Raw genomic sequence first — 18482 nt, 5'->3', positions numbered from 1 at the left:
TTTCCAGTAGCTTTTCTAGTCAGAAAAAAGCTGGAATGTTATAATTCCAACCTCTTTTCAGTCATTATTTCCAGTTCAAAATAGCATTCAAGCCATAGTGATCACTAACTTGTGGACTCTTGTTGCCATCAAATACGACATGTAAATTTTCTACCGCTAACTCCTTAGTGGTAAAAACATAGTCGATTCGAAGGGGCTCTGTATTTCCCTTCCAGCCATCAATTTCTGGTGGAACAGTATAGCTACCACTTTTCTCTTGAGCAACTTCAAATGCGTCTTGTAAGCCTAATGGACTAGATAAAATAGCTTGGTAACCTTCCTGACCAGCTGGGTTGTTGAAATCTCCAGCTAGTAAAAGTGGCTTGTTCAATTCTTTCAAGACAGCCTCAAATCGTGCCCATTCTTCTTGGAAACCTTTATCCCACCAAGAAAGGTGGACACTTGCAACTGCAAGCTCCTTACCATCAACTACAGTTTCAGCCAGGGCGACACGGCGAGTATGATAGTCTGTTGGATCATCCACATCTGAAACCAAAATTTCTCTTGCTTCAATAGGTGTTTTAGACAAGATAGCCACACCTTCATGGTAGCGGTCATAACCGATATGGTTATAGGCCCAAGTCCAGTAGTAATCTTTTCCTTGCTCTGACAACTTTTCAACCAAAAGTCTAACATAATGGTCTTGGTGAATAGGCTCAGCAGCTGGCACAGCTTGATAAAGGTCATTAACCTCAACCTCTGGCGAAGTAATCTCCTGATTGATTTCTTGGAAACAAATCAAATCATAATCTTTATCAAGAATATTTTCAAGCAAGAGCTGGAATTTTTTCTCAGCTTCTTTTTCCATCCAGCTATGAGTATTGAGTGTTAAAAATTTCATGCTTTTCTCCCAAAATAAGAGGTTGGAAAACAGCTTCCAACCTCAAGTGTATTACAATTCTACTTTAGCAACTGCTGTTTTAGCTGCAAGAGAACCTGTTTTTTCTAATTTAACTGATTTAATAGCTTCAGCATTTGTGAAGACAACCACTGTTGAAGTTTCACGACCTGCTGCACGGATAGCATCCAAGTCAGCTGTGACAAGAAGATCACCTGCTGCAACTTTTTGTCCTTCAGCTACATGAACAGTAAATGGTTTTCCTTCAAGACTTACTGTGTCCAAACCAATGTGAACAAGTACTTCAAGACCCGCTTCAGTCACAAGACCAAGAGCATGTTTTGTAGGGAAGATGCTTGATACAGTACCTGAAACTGGAGATACAATGTTTCCATTTGCAGGTTCTACAGCAAATCCGTCGCCCATCATTTTTTGAGCAAATACTGGATCTTTTACTTGTTCCAAAGCAACAACTTGACCGTCAGCTACTGAGTAAACTTCCTCTGTTACACCTTTGTAGTGTACAGTGTTTTGTTGTGCTTCTGTCATTTGACTTGGAAGAGTTTCAGGAATAATTTCACCTGAATCAAGGATATCTTGGATATCAGATTTCAATACGTCTGCTTTTGGACCGTAGATAGCTTGAACTCCTTGTCCTTTCATGACAAGACCCATAGCTCCTTCTGCTTTCCATTGTTCTGCATCACCGACTTTGTCAGCATCTTTTACAGTTACACGAAGACGAGTCATACATGCATCAACATCAACGATGTTTGCACGTCCACCAAGAAGGTTAATAATGTTTACAGCTTGAGAACCTGCTGCAACTTTCACTTCGCTGTTAGCTTCTTCTGAACCTTCAGCAGTTTCGTAATTTCCGTTACGTCCTGGAGTTGCGTAGTTGAATTTTTGAATCATGAAGTTTGCGATAAAGTACATGATTACAGCAAAGAGAACAGTTACCCAGATAAAGTTAACGATATCCATACCGATACCAGCGCTAATCGCAATAGGTGTACGAGTCAAGAACTCGATTGAACCGAATGAGTGCATACGTAGGTTTACTACGTCAGCCATAGCGAAGGCAGCACCTTGAACAAGTGAGTAAACAAGGTACATAGGTGTTGCTACAAACATGAACATGTATTCGATTGGTTCAGTAACCCCTGTCAAGAATGTTGCAAGAGCTGTCGCAATCATCATACCTTTATATTGATGTTTCTTATCAGCATCGACATTACGGTAGATAGCCACGATCACACCCATCAAGATACCGAATGAACCGATCATTTGTCCAACTTTAAAACGAGCTGGGTGAACAGTATCTAACAATTGTTGGTAGTGACTTGCATCAGTACCTTTAAGGTTAACAAGGTCTGTTACCCATGCAAGCCATAGTGGGTCTTGACCAAATACTTGAGTACCTTTAGCTGCACCAGTTAAAATGTCATAAGTACCACCAAGAGCTGTGTAGTTCATTGGGATAGTCAACATATGGTGAAGACCAAATGGCAAGAGCAAACGTTCCAAAGTACCATACAAGAATGGTGCAAGGATTGGAGCAGTTTCTTGTGAGTTGGCAATCCAGATACCAAAGCTATTGATACCTGTTTGAACTACTGGCCAGAAGGCAGCAAGTAGAATTGCAGCGATTGCTGAACGAAGAATAACTACAAATGGTACAAAACGTTTCCCGTTAAAGAATGAAAGTGCATCAGGAAGTTTACGGAAGTTGTAGTATTTATTATAAGCAGTTGCCCCTACAAAACCTGAGATAATCCCTACAAACACACCCATGTTCAATGCTGGAGCTTCAAGAACACTGATGAAGTAATCAGCAACTTTGATTGAACCACCAAAGAGAGTTGTGACCATAGCATCTGGATTTTTCAACATATCTCCTGATACACCAAAGATTGTACCAGTGATACGGTTAATCAAGATGAAGGCAAGACCAGCGGCGAAAGCACCACCAGCGCGTTCCTTAGCCCAGCTTCCTCCAATTGCTAGGGCAAACAAAATGTGAAGGTTACCGATAACCCCCCAACCAATTTGCTCAAGAATTCCACCTGTAACTACAAGTGGTGCAAAAGTTGGGTTAATCATTACGATAGACTTACCGATTGAAATCATCAAACCAGCAGCCGGCATAACCGCGATAACCACCATCAAAGCCTTACCGAATTTCTGCCAAAACTCGAAAGACAAGACATTTTTGAATGTATCTTTCATCATTCAAATCTCCTTTATTTTTATTTAGGCAAACGTTTTACGAAAACGTTTGCACTTAACTATGTATTAATTATACCACTTTAATTTTTTTTGTAAAGGCTTTTATAAAAAAAAGTAGACTTTTTTCTAAAATTTTTGTAGTAAAAAAGGAGATATTAAAATCTCCTCAAATATACTTCTATTTTATTTTAGATTTTCAGGAATCGGCGCATTGAAATTCCTGATCCGATTGAACCGATAAAAATTCCAATCACAAATAATAGAGCAATCATCAGTGGACTGAATATTTCTGGTGATATCATCGAAAGGTTCTGACCAACCAATGACTTATTAACCGATTGGTAAACCATTTTATAGACAATAAATACCAAAACTGATGGAAGTGTTGCTCCAAGCAAACCAATGAAGGCACCTTCAAGCAAGAAAGGCCCGCGGATATAGCCATTCTTAGCACCTACTAAACGCATGATTTGAATTTCACGGCTTCGTGAAATGATGGTGATACGTATAGTATTAGAAATCAAGAACACCGCAATGAAAATCAATAATCCAGCGATAACTAGTCCCCAAACACGAATAAATGAGGCTAACTTAAACAAGCGTTCTGTATTAGCACCACCATCTTGAACTTCTGATACACCTTCGATTTTTTTAGCCTCTTCTGCTACTGTCTTTACATCACTTGGTGTATTGGTATCAACGATATATGCATCATAGAGAGGATTGGCATCGCCTTCAAAGATTTTCCAGTTGTCCCCCATTGTTTCTGTCAACTTTTCATATTGTTCTTCTTTACTTGAAAACGTAACACTTTTAACGGTTGACATACCTTTCAAAGCATCATATACCTTATGGTAGTCGTTATTTGTAACAGTTTGACCTTCTTTTTCAATCGTCTCACTATTATCAGCTACGTCCTTACGAATGTATACCATTACTCGAACATTATTTTCAATATCTGTAGCTAGTTTAGCCGTATTAAAGATAACAGATGCAAATATTGCAACCAAGGTCAAAGTAATCATAACTGAACTGACAGCAGCTACTGTCATCCAGCCATTTCGTTTCAAACTTTTTAACGATTCAAATAAATGACGAAAAAATCTACTAATCATCGTATCCATATTCTCCTTTAGCTTCGTCACGAACGACACGGCCATTTTCAATGGCAATGACACGGTGGCGCAAGGTATTTACAATCTGACTGTTGTGGGTAGCCATCAAGACAGTTGTACCTTGGAGATTGATGCGTTCCAGCAAGTTCATAATTTCCCATGAATTATCTGGGTCCAAGTTTCCTGTTGGTTCGTCCGCAATCAATACTTTTGGATTGTTTACAATGGCACGTGCTATCGCAATCCGTTGCTGTTCTCCCCCTGAAAGTTCATTTGGGAAAGAACGAACCTTATGCTTCAATCCAACCAAGTCTAAAACTTCCATAACACGTTTTTTGATATTACGGCGGCTCTCACCAATAACTTCCATTGCATAAGCAATATTTTCATAAACGGTTTTCTTTGGTAACAGTTTATAATCTTGGAAGACAACCCCAACACTACGACGTAGGAGAGGGACATCTTTCTTTTTAATTTTAACCAGATTAAAACCAGCAACAGTTAAGCTTCCTTTTTCGATTTTTACTTCACGGTACAAAGCTCTAATAAATGTTGATTTCCCAGCTCCTGACGGACCTACGATATAGGCAAATTCCCCGGGTTCAACAGTGACTGAGACACCTCGCAAAGCTGTCGTTCCATTATCATACTTTTTGACGACATCTCTCATTTCAATGATTGACATGTGAGTTCCTTTCTATCTTAGCTGATTCGCCACTTGAGGTAGGCATCGATAAAACCATCTAGGTCCCCATCCATAACCTTATCTACCTGCGCAACTTCAAAGCTAGTTCGATGATCTTTTACCATAGTATAAGGCGTGAAAACATATGAACGGATTTGGCTTCCCCATGTGATTTCCTTTTTCTCACCCTTGAGGGAATCGACTTCCGCAGCTTTCTTTTCTTGCTCCATTTGATAGAGCTTAGCCTGCAACATCTTCATAGCTCGATCTCTATTTCCATACTGGGTACGATCAACCGTTGATTGGACAACAATTCCAGTAGGAATATGTGTTAAACGTACACCTGTGGAAACTTTATTGACGTTTTGTCCACCAGCACCACCTGAACGGAAGGTATCCATCTTGATATCATCTTCACGGATTTCCACTTCAATGGTATCATCTAATTCTGGCATCACTTCTACAGATGTGAAAGAGGTATGGCGACGTTTAGCAGAGTCAAATGGTGAAATTCGCACCAAACGGTGTACCCCCATTTCTGACTTGAGAAGACCATAGGCATTAGGTCCTTCAAATGATAGGGTTACTGACTTAATACCAGCTTCATCTCCTGCTTGGTAATCCAATACTTCCACTTTAAAGCCTTTAGCATTTCCATAGCGAGTGTACATACGAAGCAACATATCACCCCAGTCCTGAGCCTCAGTACCACCGGATCCTGGATGGATTTCCAAAATCGCATTATTATGGTCATAAGGTTCTGACAAGAGCAAGGTCATCTCGTAACTGGTCATCATCTTATCCAGTTCTGACAACTGTTCAACCAATTCTTCATGCACCGACTCATCTTCAGCTAAAAAGTCTAATAAAATTTCAACTTCATCCTGCAACTCTTCCATTTTGTGGAAGGTGTTGTAGGTGTTTTTTAATTCATTTAATTCTTGCGACGTTTTTTGGGCCGCGATATTATCGTTCCAAAAATCAGGTTCTGTCATCTTGTTTTCCAAGATGGCAATCTCTTCCTCTAAACCTTCGAGGTCAAAGAGACCCCCTGAAAGAAGCTAATTTTTCACGATTGGCGTCAATTTTCTGACGAATTTCTGAAATGTCCATAAATACTCCTTTATTGTATCGTTTTATTATACCATAATCTATCATTTCTTTCCATTTTTTGCTCTAATGACTTTTTCTATCTTGATTATACAATCTAATTGCACAATAAAAACTCATAAAATTTTCTAGTAAAATAGAATTGAACGAACTAGTTACCAAAAAAAGTTTTATGAGCTACCATCATTCTACCATAGACAAGAGTGAAAGTATTCTCATTTACTGTACTCAAGGCCTAAATTTTTTCTCAAATTGCTAAGTTACCTCATCTTTATTAAACTAAATTATGAAATTCCCCAAGTGTTATATCCTTTATGCCTAACTTTCGGGGTACAGTCCAGTTCATACACATAGATCTTTTATCTCACAATCTCCCTGTTTCTTAATAGAGTATAAAAAATCGTCGTATGAATGTTCTGCATGTCAATTGTCGGCATAAATAGTTCGCTATTTTTACCTATTTAACAAAATCCTTCGTAACCTAGTCCAATTATACCACAAAAAGAGAGCATCTTTCGCTCCCTTTATTACTCCGGTAATTCTACCTTCAAGCTCATATCCGTCGGTTGTAATACCTTCTGAACTGCTGCAAGAAAGGCTAGTCCATTATCAGATGGAGAATATTGGAATGTGATATGGATGACTTTTTTATCAAAGCTATCGCCATATCGCTCTACATATTGCTTACTTTCGAGGAAGTAGATGTAGTTATTGAGTTTTTCTTGAAGTTTCAAGAGATGCTCTTCTTCGGTATCTGGAAGCCAAAGATTGCCATCTATTAATAAAAGTTCCAAGTCTGTATCACTCGCTCCGATTGCATCAATTTCTGAAACATCTAACTGAATTGGAGTTTCTTTTATCCAAAATTTTGTTTTTATCAAACGATAAAGTCGATTTATTGCATCACTTTCATTTTTAAATTCGTCTCTTATCCAGATATCTTGGCGCTCATTAACCTCATATACTTTATATTGACTAGATTTCTCATCGTAATAGTATCCCAAGGTAAATTGACCTTCAAATCGTTCATCAAACGCAATATGAAATATCCCTATCTTATCTCTGTGTTTATTAACGAAATTTACTAGTTCTTGTCTCGTCATTTAAATTCCTCCATCATCCCCATATTCAGCATATCAATTCCTCCAAAAGGTGTTACAATCTGTTCAGCGCCACCTGACATATCACCCCATTCTGCCGCTTTCCCATGAACACCATACTTAATATCATCACTAGACATACTCAAAGAAGTAGATGTATCGGATATATATTTTCGATACTTATCCGACAGCTCTAAAAATTGGTCTTGTGACACCCCTTCAATTCCTTCTTCTCTCAAAATCCTATTAAAAATCTTGATATCACCTTCACTGATAGCATCAATTTTATCAAAATAACTATCGGTTTTAAAGTTACCGTTATGGTAAGCTTTAAGATTTTCAACATATGGAATTGAACGTTGACTGTACGTATATGGTCCTTCGCTAGGAATATCCGAGAAGTTACCTCCTCCCATATGTCCAAACCGGTCCCATCGCTCTGGTAAACCAGAAGTTCTCGTTATAGGATGTACAGTTCCTTTTTTAAATCCTAATCTTTCTGGCCAATCATATGAAATCCAACCATCTTCAATTGATTTAACATATTGTGCATCAGAAGGAACATTGATATCTACTTTATCATCAAGCTCAGTAAAATACTTTTGAAGTTTTTGAACCTTTTCTTCTAAACTTAAGTCAGTTTTGTATAATTCACTGGTATACTGCTTCACCTTGTCAAAGCTTGATACTTTCTCAATTGTAAAACTGTCTGTTGGTTTGGAAATCACATCAATCCGAGTCCCTGGTTCAATTTTAGTGCCACCTGTAAAGCGACCTTTTCCTTCACCTACGATAGTACCGCCATATTTTGATAGATTATCCAGAATATCTTGGCGTTTAATGGATAAACCATCTTTTGCAGTCGTGTAATCTTGAATGCGAATTTTTCCAGTTTCATCTACACCGACAGCTTTTAATTGGATACGTTGAATTTCATCTGCTACATTACGTGTCTCAACGGTTATCCTAGTCTCGACATCTTTGAAATTTGTCTTGAAGTCATCAATCTTTGTAGTTGAAAACTCTCTGTAGTTAGCAAAATTTTGTTCAGATACGTTATTTTTCACATTATTGAGACTAAACTTGCTGGCTGCTGAGGAGACCGCATAACCTCCTACGATATTCCCGATAAAGTTTGCGGTTTGGGCATCTTCTTCGCTTCCACCTAGGAGCTTGGTCCCATGATAGGCAACCTGACCCGCTGTATAGGCACCGGCTTCCCCTATCGCAAACTGGGTCAAGCCCTTGACAGCGCTCTGAGTCTGCCCTATGGGAATCATGATGGCACTCGCTGTCACAAAGACATTCCCAACATCATGATACAGCTTGTCATTCCCCATGAAAAGCGTATCTCGGATGAGATTATAGGATTTCGTATGGGCATCCCCTGCATTTCCAAGTTGGATGTTATGAATCCCTTCCCCTGCATTAGACGCCCCATAAGCCGCTGTTCCAATTCCTGCGGTTAAGCCAGCCCCAACAACCAAGGGTGTCGCTGCCCCCATAGTTGCCCAAATCGCTAAAGCACCAATCGCAACAGTCACCACACCAATTGCTAGGTCTTTCCAACCGTTTTTGGCTCGATCCTCCGTAGCCAAGGCTTCAAAACGGACCTTGTCTCGCTCCTGGGCTGCTTGTACACGCTCAACACGACTCTCCATCTGCTGGGTCGCCTGTTTGTAAGCTATCGCAAAGCGTTGAACAGACTGGAGTTTGGCAAAATCTCCTGACTGATAAGTCCCTACCGTACGTGTCTTCCCTGCGTGCTCTGCGACCAAAGCCTTGGTCGCAGACAAGAGTTCCTTAAAGGCAACCAAATCCTGACTCGCATGATTACTTTCATACTGAGTGATGGAGGTATCCAAGTTCTTGAGCTGATTCATGAGAAAGTTATAGTTCATGACCGTACTGGTATGACTGCTTCCTTCGTAGCTCACCAAGTCTGAAATCTTGTCCTTGGTCGTGTTCAAGAGCTCAATCTCACCCTTCAAATCGTCCCGTGAACTCTTTAAAGCACTATGAAGGTTTGTAAATACCTTACTTGGAAGCTTTGTATGAAGATCACCATCAATCTGGTAGTAACCATCCTTGTACAGCAGGAGGTTAGTTGAGTAGTCATTCATCAGGTTGACCAGAGTCTGAAGGAGAGTCCCATGCACCTCTACTAGGTAGGTGCGCATACTCGAGATGGCCTGACCTTGGAGATTTTGATTGTTGATGAAGTCACTCATAGCCTTATTTAGACTAGCGATGGCCTCTTCCCAAGCATTCATCGTCTTTTGACTTTCCACTTGAACAGAGGTAATATCATCAAATTTTATCTTGTAACTCATAGAACCTCCCTACTGCAAGCCAGAAAACAGTGTTTGTCCCAATACTGTATCTGTACGGGCCAACTCTTTTCCTGTAGCTGCCATCAAGGCGATGTCTGTTCCCAATAAGGACGTATAGCTCGTCATCAACTGATAGAGCTCATTGAATTGTTTTTGATATAGGTTCACTCCTTCTTCATTATACCACAAAAAGAGAGCGTCTTTCGCTCCCTTTATTACTCCGGTAATTCTACCTTCAAGCTCATATCCGTATTCTGCAATGTCTTCTGAACAGTTGCTAGGAGTGCTAAACTGTTATCAGATGGAGAATACTGGAATGTGATATGGATGACTTTTTGGTCAAAGTTATCTCCATATCGTTCCACATACTGTTTGCTTTCGAGAAAATGAATATAATTGTTTATTTTTTCTTGCAGAATTTTTAGATGAACTGCTTCTATTTCTTCCTCCCAGCCAATTGGATCCACAAGGAGTAACTCTAAATGACTATCTACAACACCAATAGAGTCTAGTTCGCTAGGTTTCAGTTTTGAAACGATAACTTGTGTGACGATTTGATTAAATTCTTCAGGAGAAAATATTTTTTGGTTATCAGATAAATCATTAAAAATTAGATCAGGATTATTTCGTATAAAAATTTTGTCTGACTCTTCTTGTGTATATTGCTTTTTTGATTTCCAAAAACCATATTGCGCATAATTCATTAACTCTTTACCAGTATGTTCTCCCGACATATAGCTATCGGCAGCTTCTTTGGGGATTTCTTGAACCACTTCTGGCATGGTAATATTAAAAGTTGGATAACGTAAAAAATACTTATCCCCATCTTGACAGATTTCCAACATGTCTTTTTGGCTTAAATAAATAGTTTCCATTCTCATCTCCTTTGTTGTTTACCAAATATCTACTAATGTTACCTTATCTTTTGGAACCGGGTCTATTACTGCTTCAGGAACTCCTCCAGGGTATGTTTTCCCTCCTGGTCGCCACTGTGGATTAGCACGTGATCCTCCCTCATTTCCATCAGGAATTCTGTAATTATGTACTTCCTGCGGAAGAACCAGTTTAGGAGAGTCTCCTAAACTTCCCTCATCCAATCCCAATAAAGCCTCTAATTTTCTCGGATTTCCATCAGCCTCTTTAATCATGGCCTTTGCTACATCTTTTGGAAAAACAAAAGCTCCATCTTCTCGACCAAAATTACCAAATTTCTGGATGAAGAAATCATCTTTTACAAAGGCTGCAACTCCATTATCAAATAATTCCTTGTGAGCCTGTCTGTATTCTTTAGGAAGATATTTCCGAGGGTTAGGTCTAAATACGCCATCATCAGGATTAGGACTTATTCTAAGAATCTCATCTACTTGATTTTTATCAACTTCAATTTTTGGGAATTCATTTAAATATTCATTCCATTCCGTAGAGAACTGAGTTTTCACCTTATTGAGACTAAACTTGCTGGCTGCTGAAGCTACCGCATAGCCACCTACGATATTCCCGATAAAGTTTGCGGTTTGAGCGTCTTCCTCACTACCACCTAGGAGCTTAGTCCCATGATAGGCAACCTGACCCGCTGTATAGGCACCTGCTTCCCCTATCGCAAACTGGGTCAAGCCCTTGACAACGCTCTGAGTCTGCCCTATGGGAATCATGATAGCACTCGCCGTCACAAAGATATTCCCAACATCATGATACAGCTTGTCATTGCCCATGAAAAGCGTATCTCTGATGGGATTTCCTGCTTTAGTCTGAATATCCCCTGCATTCCCAAGTTTGATATCCTGATCAGCCTCATACATATTAGAAGCCCCATAGGCTGTTGTCCCAAGACCCACTATACCGCCTGCAACAACTAAAGGAGTCGCAGAGCCCAATGTAACTACGATGGCTGTCACTCCGACAATGATAGTCAATGCGCTAACAGCCATGTCTTTCCAACCCTTATCTGATCGAGCCAAGGCTTCAAAACGGACCTTGTCCCGCTCCTGAGCTGCTTGTACGCGTTCAACACGACTCTCCATCTGCTGGGTCGCCTGTTTGTAAGCTATCGCAAAGCGTTGAACAGACTGGAGTTTGGCAAAATCTCCTGACTGATAAGTCCCTACCGTACGTGTCTTCCCTGCGTGCTCTGCGACCAAGGCCTTGGTCGCAGACAAGAGTTCCTTAAAGGCAACCAAATCCTGACTCGCATGATTACTTTCATACTGAGTGATGGAGGTATCCAAGTTCTTGAGCTGGTTCATGAGGAAGTTATAGTTCATGACTGTACTGGTATGACTGCTTCCTTCGTAGCTCACCAAGTCTGAAATCTTGTCCTTGGTCGTGTTCAAGACCTCAATCTCACCCTTCAAATCGTCCCGTGAACTCTTTAAATTACTATGAAGGTTTGTAAACACCTGACCAGGTAGCTTTGTATGAAGGTCACCATCAATCTGGTAGTAGCCGTCCTTGTACAGTAGGAGATTGGTTGAGTAGTCATTCATCAGGTTGACCAGAGTCTGAAGGAGAGTCCCATGCACCTCTACTAGGTAGGTGCGCATACTCGAGATGGCCTGACCTTGGAGATTCTCACTTAATGTAAAAACAGGAACTTGCCTATAACTAAAAGTGAATAAACAAGTTCCTTACAAGCTATTTTAATGGCGATAAAGCATCAAAAAATTACTTTTCAATAGAATTTAAAAAGTTATCAATGGCTTGGCCTTCTAAACTTTTTACTTTAACTCCCTGATCTTTAAAGATTCCTAAAGGTGTTTCGATTATTTTTAAGACTTCAATGTCTTTTCGGCTAATCTCTTTTGCCCATTCTAACTTATTTATCTGCTTGAATCCCAACTCATCCTTTATTTGATTTTGGTTGGCGCTTGGTATTATTTCAAACCAATCTTTCTCAACATTCCTTCGAATCATCCCACTACTAACATGAAAAGAATGCCCCTTATATTGAATCTCATAATGAATACTGTATAGATAGTCTAGCTCTTCCATCTTGACTTTTTTTGTAAATACATTATCAGATATCCTCCCCCAAGGACTTATATAATTTTGAAAATCTTTAAATTTAACACGACTATATAAAATTACTTCATGCTTGTTCTCATATTCCGCTTCAAATTTGTTTTGTTTATAAATTGCGTACATTACTATCCCTCATTCCAATACTATCCAGCCTTTATCTTTAGTAAAACCGTATTGTTTCATAACTTTACCAGTTTTACTTTCAAAAATGCTTATCATATCTCCATTCTTAAATACATGTTCTTCCATCAATTTATACTCCGGTAATATGATATTCTTAGAACCTGTAAAACCTCGACCTGTAAAAGGATAACTCGCATTATCAAGTTCACCAAATGGAATATCTAGCTTATCTGCTTCATCCAAGAAAAATGATATCTTCGCATAGGTCTTGGTTTTTTCTAAGTCAAAAGGAGTATTGGGGTAGTCTAATCGATTTCCTTCAACTATTTCTGGAAGAGTAGTTAATGATTTTGAATGCTCATCAACCGAGACAAAACCTGCAAAAGAATTACGTTCTCCGCTGAGATATGATTCAACAAACTCTGTAGGTATCGTTTTATTCATCTTGGTTTTAGGAGCTGGTATACCAATCTCTTTGCGAACAGCTTTGACAAAGGCATCTGTTTTAGCTGATAAAGTCGTATCTGCATCTACTAAGTTCGAAAAGTCCTCCAGGCTATAACCCGCCTTATTGATTTTAGCTTTTATTTCTGGAGATGTATATAGTTCTAGATTTGATAATCGATCACTATTCAGAGTGTATTTTTTTGTATTCGTAGAAAAGGCATCTTTCACCTTATTGAGACTAAACTTGCTGGTTGCTGAAGAGACCGCATAGCCTCCTACGATATTCCCGATAAAGTTTGCGGTTTGGGCATCTTCCTCACTACCACCTAGGAGCTTAGTCCCATGATAGGCTACCTGACCCGCTGTATAGGCGCCTGCTTCCCCTATCGCAAACTGGGTCACCCCCTTGACAACGCTCTGAGTCTGCCCTATGGGAATCATGATAGCACTCGCCGTCACAAAGATATTCCCAACATCATGATACAGCTTGTCATTCCCCATGAAAAGCGTATCTCTGATGGGATTTCCTGCTTTAGTCTGAATATCCCCTGCATTCCCAAGTTTGATATCCTGATCAGCCTCATACATATTAGAAGCCCCATAGGCTGTTGTCCCAAGACCCACGATACCGCCTGCAACAACTAAAGGAGTCGCAGAGCCCAATGTAACTACGATGGCTGTCACTCCGACAATGATAGTCAATGCGCTAACAGCCATGTCTTTCCAACCGTTCTTGGCTCGATCCTCTGCAGCCAAGGCTTCAAAACGAGCCTTGTCTCTCTCCTGGGCAGCTTGTACGCGTTCAACACGACTCTCCATCTGCTTGGTTGCCTGTTGGTAGGCTATCGCAAAGCGTTGGACAGACTGGAGTTTGGCGAAATCACCCGACTGATAAGTCCCTACAGTCCGTGTCTTCCCTGCATGCTCTGCGATCAAGGCCTTGGTCGCCGACAAGAGTTCCTTAAAGGCAACCAAATCCTGACTCGCATGATTACTTTCATACTGGATGATCGAGTTGTCCAAGTTCTTGACCTGATTCATGAGAAAGTTATAGTTCATGACCGTACTGGTATGACTGCTTCCTGAATAGCTCACCAAGTCTGAAATCTTGTCCCTAGTCGTGTTCAAGACCTCAATCTCACTCTTCAAATCGTCCCGTGAGCTCTTTAAAGCACTATGAAGGTTTGTAAATACCTTACTTGGAAGCTTTGTATGAAGATCACCATCAATCTGGTAGTAACCATCCTTGTACAGTAGGAGGTTAGTTGAGTAGTCATTCATCAGGTTGACCAGAGTCTGAAGAAGAGTCCCATGCACCTCTACTAGGTAACGGCGCATACTCGAGATGGCCTGACCTTGGAGATTTTGATTGTTGATGAAGTCTGTCATGGCCTTGTTTAGGCTCGCAACGGACTCTCCCCAAGCATTTATCGTTTTTTGACTTTCCACCTGAACAGAGGTAATATCATCAAATTTTATATTGTAACTCATAGCACCTCCCTACTGCAAACCAGGAAACATGTTTTGACCCAGGACACTATCTGTCCGATGCATCTCTTTCCCTGTGCCTGCCATCAAAGCGATATCTGTCTCCAGCAAGATCGCATAGGTCTTCACCAACTGGTGGAGTTCATTGAATTGTTCCTGATACAAGTCCAATCCTTTCGATGTAGCTGTCGTATTAAAACTTGGTTTCCCAACTCCTGCCAAACTAGCCTTGGCTTTAGACAGGCTACCGATGTGCGAGTTAAACAGAACCTCGGATAATTGAATCGTTCCATACATGACCTTACCCCTCCTTCGTATGTAGTAGCTTCTCGATGGAATTTTCCAAACTATTCTTCAAACTCTGAAGACAGCCAATAAGGCCATTTTCTTCAATCTTTTGATTTTCCAACCTAGTGATTTCATCACAGATGGCATCATAGAAGGTATTCATCTCCGTTTGAAAACTCGTGTAGTCACTAGAGAAGGTTTCCCACTGCTTGGTGAAATCATCCTTTTGTTTGCCTTGCCAAGTAGGCTGATAATTTTTCCTAATAATCTTTTTTTTAGTATAATAAACCTTTTTTTGAATTTCCCCTACAGACTTCTTGGCCGTGCGAAGACGTTCCAACTGTTCATCGATAGTCGTAATCCGTGATTGGGCAGAGGAGATGCTGGTGGAGTAGGCATTCACTCTACCTTGAAGATAATAGATTTGATCATAGTCTATTTGCCCCATGTATTAGCCTCCTAGTTCATTTACTTCATTCAACTCAGCAACATTTCCTTTAGGAATCTCTGTCTGATCTATAACCGCAGCAATATTTTCCAACATGAGGTCATTATCCTCATCACTATAACCCTCTTGAACTACCTTAAAAATATCTTCGTCATTGAAGTAGATAAGGCTATCGCCTACCATCCCTTCGGGATAGAGGCAAGCCCCGTAGTCAAAACGATAGATATCTCCTTTGACTGGTGCTACAATCACACGAGCAATGATGAGCATCTTTTTGGTACTTCCTTTTAAAAATATTAGCGAGTGTAAATGGGAGGATTATCCTTCATTATTTCTTCTCCTAACTCTGTATTGCTTGATATCAGATCAAAAGGACAATCAGAGTCTATTTTATGACTCGCAATTTTTTTAGAAATCTTCTCAAAAAGAAGTAGCTCATTTTGAGAGTCATCAGAATCTATGACTAGTAAGTAACTACTTTCTTCTTTCACTAGTATCTTTACGAAAAAGACATTATTAACTGAAGGAATTTCCTTAAAAATATTTGAAAGCTTTTTTTCAATCAACGTTGTATCCTCAATTGGCTTTCCAAAAAGTATTTTACGTGAATTGATTAAAGATAATATCGATTCTATATAATCTTTGTCCATAAAAACACTGATTTCACAAGGATTCAATACAACATATTTTACAGGTGAATTACGTTCTAGAAATTTATAAATATATACTATATCTACTTTGGCGAACTTAACACTTTTATTAAATAATGAACTAGATAAATTGATAGATTCAAAATCAGTAAATATAGGCAAATACTGTCTACCATCGCTACCATTTAATGTGATTAGAATATCAGAGCTATCAATTGTAGTAAAAGGTACCAACAAATATGATTTTGAAAGAGCAATAGCAAATTTCTTCCAGTCTGACTCCCTGTTATTTTCTTTATATATATTATATAAAAGATTCAAATCTAACATTAACTTCCTCATTCTTCTAATAAAGCATCAATTCTATTTAATAATGACGAAAATTGAGTATTACATTTTGTCATATATGTAGCATCAGAATCAAGAATATAAAAATCCGATAAACCGTCTCTTGGGAAAAACATACTTTTGTACATTTTTCGAAGTTTCTCTATACATTCATTTGGGAGTTCAGGATTTTCTATATTTTGTATGATTGCTATCATATTTTTAAGCGTCCCTATAAAATAATTAACATTATGACGCTGCTTATGTTCTGATAGAATCCCTAATAAGTCAATTAACAATTCTATTAGTTCTTCTTTGAAATTTACCATCACCTTATTCCTCCTAGATGTGTTGTATTATTAAGAATTCCATCAATAGTCCAGGGTTTATTGATAAATATCTGTTCTTTGCCACCAATATATACTCCTCCTTGAGATCCTGTAGGACCTTCATAATAGACGGTACCTTTTGGGAACTTAGTAGCATAGATATCAGTCAATTCTGATGTACCTGTTAAGACTCCTGTATCCCTATCAATCCACTGAGGTTTAACTGCGGACTCTATCCTAACTTTTATTACTGACTCAGGGATATCCCTTGTATAATATTGTCCTAAAGGACTGTCAGAATTTCCTGCTCTAAAAAAGACCGTATCCTCTTCTAATATTTTCACATTATATTTACCGCTAGCGAAACTTTTAGCTGCAGTTTCATTAATTTCTAGTAGTGGCCCAGGATTTTCAATCATATTGTAACTATATTCTCTTGGATTGGTGGACACCTTATTGAGACTAAACTTGCTGGCTGCTGAAGCTACCGCATAGCCACCTACGATATTCCCGATAAAGTTTGCGGTTTGAGCGTCTTCCTCACTACCACCTAGGAGCTTAGTCCCATGATAGGCAACCTGACCCGCTGTATAGGCACCTGCTTCCCCTATCGCAAACTGGGTCAAGCCCTTGACAACGCTCTGAGTCTGCCCTATGGGAATCATGATAGCACTCGCCGTCACAAAGATATTCCCAACATCATGATACAGCTTGTCATTGCCCATGAAAAGCGTATCTCTGATGGGATTTCCTGCTTTAGTCTGAATATCCCCTGCATTCCCAAGTTTGATATCCTGATCAGCCTCATACATATTAGAAGCCCCATAGGCTGTTGTCCCAAGACCCACTATACCGCCTGCAACAACTAAAGGAGTCGCAGAGCCCAATGTAACTACGATGGCTGTCACTCCGACAATGATAGTCAATGCGCTAACAGCCATGTCTTTCCAACCCTTATCTGATCGAGCCAAGGCTTCAAAACGGACCTTGTCCCGCTCCTGAGCTGCTTGTACGCGTTCAACACGACTCTCCATCTGCTGGGTCGCCTGTTTGTAAGCTATCGCAAAGCGTTGAACAGACTGGAGTTTGGCAAAATCTCCTGACTGATAAGTCCCTACCGTACGTGTCTTCCCTGCGTGCTCTGCGACCAAGGCCTTGGTCGCAGACAAGAGTTCCTTAAAGGCAACCAAATCCTGACTCGCATGATTACTTTCATACTGAGTGATGGAGGTATCCAAGTTCTTGAGCTGGTTCATGAGGAAGTTATAGTTCATGACTGTACTGGTATGACTGCTTCCTTCGTAGCTCACCAAGTCTGAAATCTTGTCCTTGGTCGTGTTCAAGACCTCAATCTCACCCTTCAAATCGTCCCGTGAACTCTTTAAATTACTATGAAGGTTTGTAAACACCTGACCAGGTAGCTTTGTATGAAGGTCACCATCAATCTGGTAGTAGCCGTCCTTGTACAGTAGGAGATTGGTTGAGTAGTCATTCATCAGGTTGACCAGAGTCTGAAGGAGAGTCCCATGCACCTCTACTAGGTAGGTGCGCATACTCGAGATGGCCTGACCTTGGAGATTTTGATTGTTGATGAAGTCTGTCATGGCCTTGTTTAGGCTCGCAACGGACTCTCCCCAAGCATTTATCGTTTTTTGACTTTCCACCTGAACAGAGGTGATATCATCAAATTTTATCTTGTAACTCATAGAACCTCCCTACTGCAAGCCAGAAAACATTGTTTGTCCCAATACAGTATCTGTACGGGCCAACTCTTTTCCTGTAGCGGACATCAAGGCGATGTCTGTTCCCAATAAGGACGTATAGCTCGTCACCAGCTGGTGGAGTTCATTAAATTGTTTTTGATATAGGTTCACTCCTTCTTCATTATACCACAAAAAGAGAGCGTTTCCGC

19 protein-coding genes and 1 pseudogene are annotated in these 18482 nt (G+C 39.9%); 1 reads left to right on the top strand and 19 read right to left on the bottom strand.

Annotated features, from left to right (window positions below; genetic code table 11):
* Window positions 1-64: 64 nt before the first annotated feature.
* The 5 genes from D7D53_RS02320 to prfB all read right to left on the bottom strand — a co-directional run bounded on the left by D7D53_RS02320 (window position 65) and on the right by prfB (window position 6022).
* Complete coding sequence (locus D7D53_RS02320) at window positions 65-880, bottom strand: endonuclease/exonuclease/phosphatase family protein (RefSeq protein WP_120769996.1); 816 nt, start codon at window positions 878-880, stop codon at window positions 65-67.
* Window positions 881-931: 51 nt separating this feature from the next.
* Entirely contained in the window at window positions 932-3112 is a 2181-nt protein-coding gene (locus D7D53_RS02315; protein ID WP_120769995.1) for a PTS transporter subunit IIBC, read from the bottom strand.
* A 185-nt stretch (window positions 3113-3297) separates the two neighbouring features.
* A complete protein-coding gene (gene ftsX, locus D7D53_RS02310) occupies window positions 3298-4224 on the bottom strand; it encodes a permease-like cell division protein FtsX (protein ID WP_042751472.1) in 927 nt (308 codons plus the stop codon).
* Window positions 4217-4909, bottom strand: coding sequence for a cell division ATP-binding protein FtsE (ftsE, locus tag D7D53_RS02305; protein ID WP_004263501.1), 693 nt, complete (start codon window positions 4907-4909; stop codon window positions 4217-4219). The genes ftsX and ftsE overlap by 8 nt, the downstream gene beginning before the upstream one ends.
* A 17-nt stretch (window positions 4910-4926) precedes the next feature.
* Window positions 4927-6022 (bottom strand): peptide chain release factor 2 gene (gene prfB / locus D7D53_RS02300; protein ID WP_120769994.1). Its coding sequence is split into 2 segments (ribosomal slippage): window positions 4927-5949 and window positions 5951-6022, totalling 1095 coding nucleotides; the frame shifts between segments, so codons are not numbered across the junction.
* A gap of 169 nt (window positions 6023-6191) precedes the next feature.
* On the opposite strand from prfB, the pseudogene D7D53_RS10380 reads away from it, so the two are divergent.
* Window positions 6192-6288 (top strand): annotated as a pseudogene (locus tag D7D53_RS10380) (helix-turn-helix domain-containing protein); the annotation flags it as partial.
* A gap of 258 nt (window positions 6289-6546) precedes the next feature.
* Here D7D53_RS10380 and D7D53_RS02285 read toward each other — a convergent pair.
* The 14 genes from D7D53_RS02285 to D7D53_RS02220 form a co-directional block, all read right to left on the bottom strand.
* A complete protein-coding gene (locus D7D53_RS02285) occupies window positions 6547-7122 on the bottom strand; it encodes a DUF6572 domain-containing protein (RefSeq protein WP_042751474.1) in 576 nt (191 codons plus the stop codon).
* Entirely contained in the window at window positions 7119-9452 is a 2334-nt protein-coding gene (locus D7D53_RS02280; RefSeq protein WP_120769993.1) for a T7SS effector LXG polymorphic toxin, read from the bottom strand. The genes D7D53_RS02285 and D7D53_RS02280 overlap by 4 nt, the downstream gene beginning before the upstream one ends.
* 9 nt (window positions 9453-9461) lie before the next feature.
* Window positions 9462-9620, bottom strand: a complete 159-nt coding sequence (locus D7D53_RS02275) for a hypothetical protein (RefSeq protein WP_162927853.1) — start codon at window positions 9618-9620, stop codon at window positions 9462-9464.
* 47 nt (window positions 9621-9667) lie between these two features.
* Window positions 9668-10327, bottom strand: coding sequence for a DUF6572 domain-containing protein (locus D7D53_RS02270; RefSeq protein WP_004264174.1), 660 nt, complete (start codon window positions 10325-10327; stop codon window positions 9668-9670).
* Window positions 10328-10345: 18 nt separating this feature from the next.
* Window positions 10346-11992, bottom strand: coding sequence for an LXG domain-containing protein (locus D7D53_RS02265; protein ID WP_120769992.1), 1647 nt, complete (start codon window positions 11990-11992; stop codon window positions 10346-10348).
* Between the two features lie 121 nt (window positions 11993-12113).
* Window positions 12114-12593 carry a hypothetical protein gene (locus D7D53_RS02260; RefSeq protein ID WP_120769991.1) on the bottom strand — a complete coding sequence of 160 codons (480 nt, stop codon included), beginning with the start codon at window positions 12591-12593 and terminating at the stop codon, window positions 12114-12116.
* A 9-nt stretch (window positions 12594-12602) separates the two neighbouring features.
* A complete protein-coding gene (locus D7D53_RS02255) occupies window positions 12603-14531 on the bottom strand; it encodes a T7SS effector LXG polymorphic toxin (RefSeq protein ID WP_120769990.1) in 1929 nt (642 codons plus the stop codon).
* 9 nt (window positions 14532-14540) lie between these two features.
* Window positions 14541-14825, bottom strand: coding sequence for a TIGR04197 family type VII secretion effector (locus D7D53_RS02250; protein ID WP_042750264.1), 285 nt, complete (start codon window positions 14823-14825; stop codon window positions 14541-14543).
* Between the two features lie 4 nt (window positions 14826-14829).
* A complete protein-coding gene (locus D7D53_RS02245) occupies window positions 14830-15264 on the bottom strand; it encodes a YwqH-like family protein (protein WP_004264441.1) in 435 nt (144 codons plus the stop codon).
* 3 nt (window positions 15265-15267) lie between these two features.
* Window positions 15268-15534 carry a DUF4176 domain-containing protein gene (locus D7D53_RS02240; RefSeq protein WP_120769989.1) on the bottom strand — a complete coding sequence of 89 codons (267 nt, stop codon included), beginning with the start codon at window positions 15532-15534 and terminating at the stop codon, window positions 15268-15270.
* Between the two features lie 26 nt (window positions 15535-15560).
* On the bottom strand, window positions 15561-16244 hold the full coding sequence (locus D7D53_RS02235; RefSeq protein ID WP_004264066.1) for an enhanced serine sensitivity protein SseB C-terminal domain-containing protein: 684 nt from the start codon (window positions 16242-16244) through the stop codon (window positions 15561-15563).
* A gap of 8 nt (window positions 16245-16252) precedes the next feature.
* Window positions 16253-16570 carry a hypothetical protein gene (locus tag D7D53_RS02230; RefSeq protein ID WP_004264076.1) on the bottom strand — a complete coding sequence of 106 codons (318 nt, stop codon included), beginning with the start codon at window positions 16568-16570 and terminating at the stop codon, window positions 16253-16255.
* On the bottom strand, window positions 16570-18276 hold the full coding sequence (locus D7D53_RS02225) for a T7SS effector LXG polymorphic toxin (RefSeq protein ID WP_120769988.1): 1707 nt from the start codon (window positions 18274-18276) through the stop codon (window positions 16570-16572). The genes D7D53_RS02230 and D7D53_RS02225 overlap by 1 nt, the downstream gene beginning before the upstream one ends.
* A gap of 9 nt (window positions 18277-18285) precedes the next feature.
* Entirely contained in the window at window positions 18286-18444 is a 159-nt protein-coding gene (locus tag D7D53_RS02220) for a hypothetical protein (RefSeq protein WP_245941807.1), read from the bottom strand.
* Between the last annotated feature and the right edge of the window lie 38 nt (window positions 18445-18482).

Origin of the sequence: Streptococcus gwangjuense (genome assembly GCF_003627155.1) — a bacterium.
GTDB classification, from domain to species: domain Bacteria; phylum Bacillota; class Bacilli; order Lactobacillales; family Streptococcaceae; genus Streptococcus; species Streptococcus gwangjuensis.
This window is presented reverse-complemented; position numbering and strand designations above follow the sequence as displayed.

Coding starts and splice junctions, on each gene's coding strand:
- D7D53_RS02320 (WP_120769996.1), bottom strand. CDS start 880: ATGAAATTTTTAACACTCAATACTCATAGCTGGATGGAAAAAGAAGCT.
- D7D53_RS02315 (WP_120769995.1), bottom strand. CDS start 3,112: ATGATGAAAGATACATTCAAAAATGTCTTGTCTTTCGAGTTTTGGCAG.
- ftsX (WP_042751472.1), bottom strand. CDS start 4,224: ATGATTAGTAGATTTTTTCGTCATTTATTTGAATCGTTAAAAAGTTTG.
- ftsE (WP_004263501.1), bottom strand. CDS start 4,909: ATGTCAATCATTGAAATGAGAGATGTCGTCAAAAAGTATGATAATGGA.
- D7D53_RS02285 (WP_042751474.1), bottom strand. CDS start 7,122: ATGACGAGACAAGAACTAGTAAATTTCGTTAATAAACACAGAGATAAG.
- D7D53_RS02280 (WP_120769993.1), bottom strand. CDS start 9,452: ATGAGTTACAAGATAAAATTTGATGATATTACCTCTGTTCAAGTGGAA.
- D7D53_RS02270 (WP_004264174.1), bottom strand. CDS start 10,327: ATGGAAACTATTTATTTAAGCCAAAAAGACATGTTGGAAATCTGTCAA.
- D7D53_RS02265 (WP_120769992.1), bottom strand. CDS start 11,992: ATGCGCACCTACCTAGTAGAGGTGCATGGGACTCTCCTTCAGACTCTG.
- D7D53_RS02260 (WP_120769991.1), bottom strand. CDS start 12,593: ATGTACGCAATTTATAAACAAAACAAATTTGAAGCGGAATATGAGAAC.
- D7D53_RS02255 (WP_120769990.1), bottom strand. CDS start 14,531: ATGAGTTACAATATAAAATTTGATGATATTACCTCTGTTCAGGTGGAA.
- D7D53_RS02250 (WP_042750264.1), bottom strand. CDS start 14,825: ATGTATGGAACGATTCAATTATCCGAGGTTCTGTTTAACTCGCACATC.
- D7D53_RS02245 (WP_004264441.1), bottom strand. CDS start 15,264: ATGGGGCAAATAGACTATGATCAAATCTATTATCTTCAAGGTAGAGTG.
- D7D53_RS02240 (WP_120769989.1), bottom strand. CDS start 15,534: ATGCTCATCATTGCTCGTGTGATTGTAGCACCAGTCAAAGGAGATATC.
- D7D53_RS02235 (WP_004264066.1), bottom strand. CDS start 16,244: ATGTTAGATTTGAATCTTTTATATAATATATATAAAGAAAATAACAGG.
- D7D53_RS02230 (WP_004264076.1), bottom strand. CDS start 16,570: ATGGTAAATTTCAAAGAAGAACTAATAGAATTGTTAATTGACTTATTA.
- D7D53_RS02225 (WP_120769988.1), bottom strand. CDS start 18,276: ATGAGTTACAAGATAAAATTTGATGATATCACCTCTGTTCAGGTGGAA.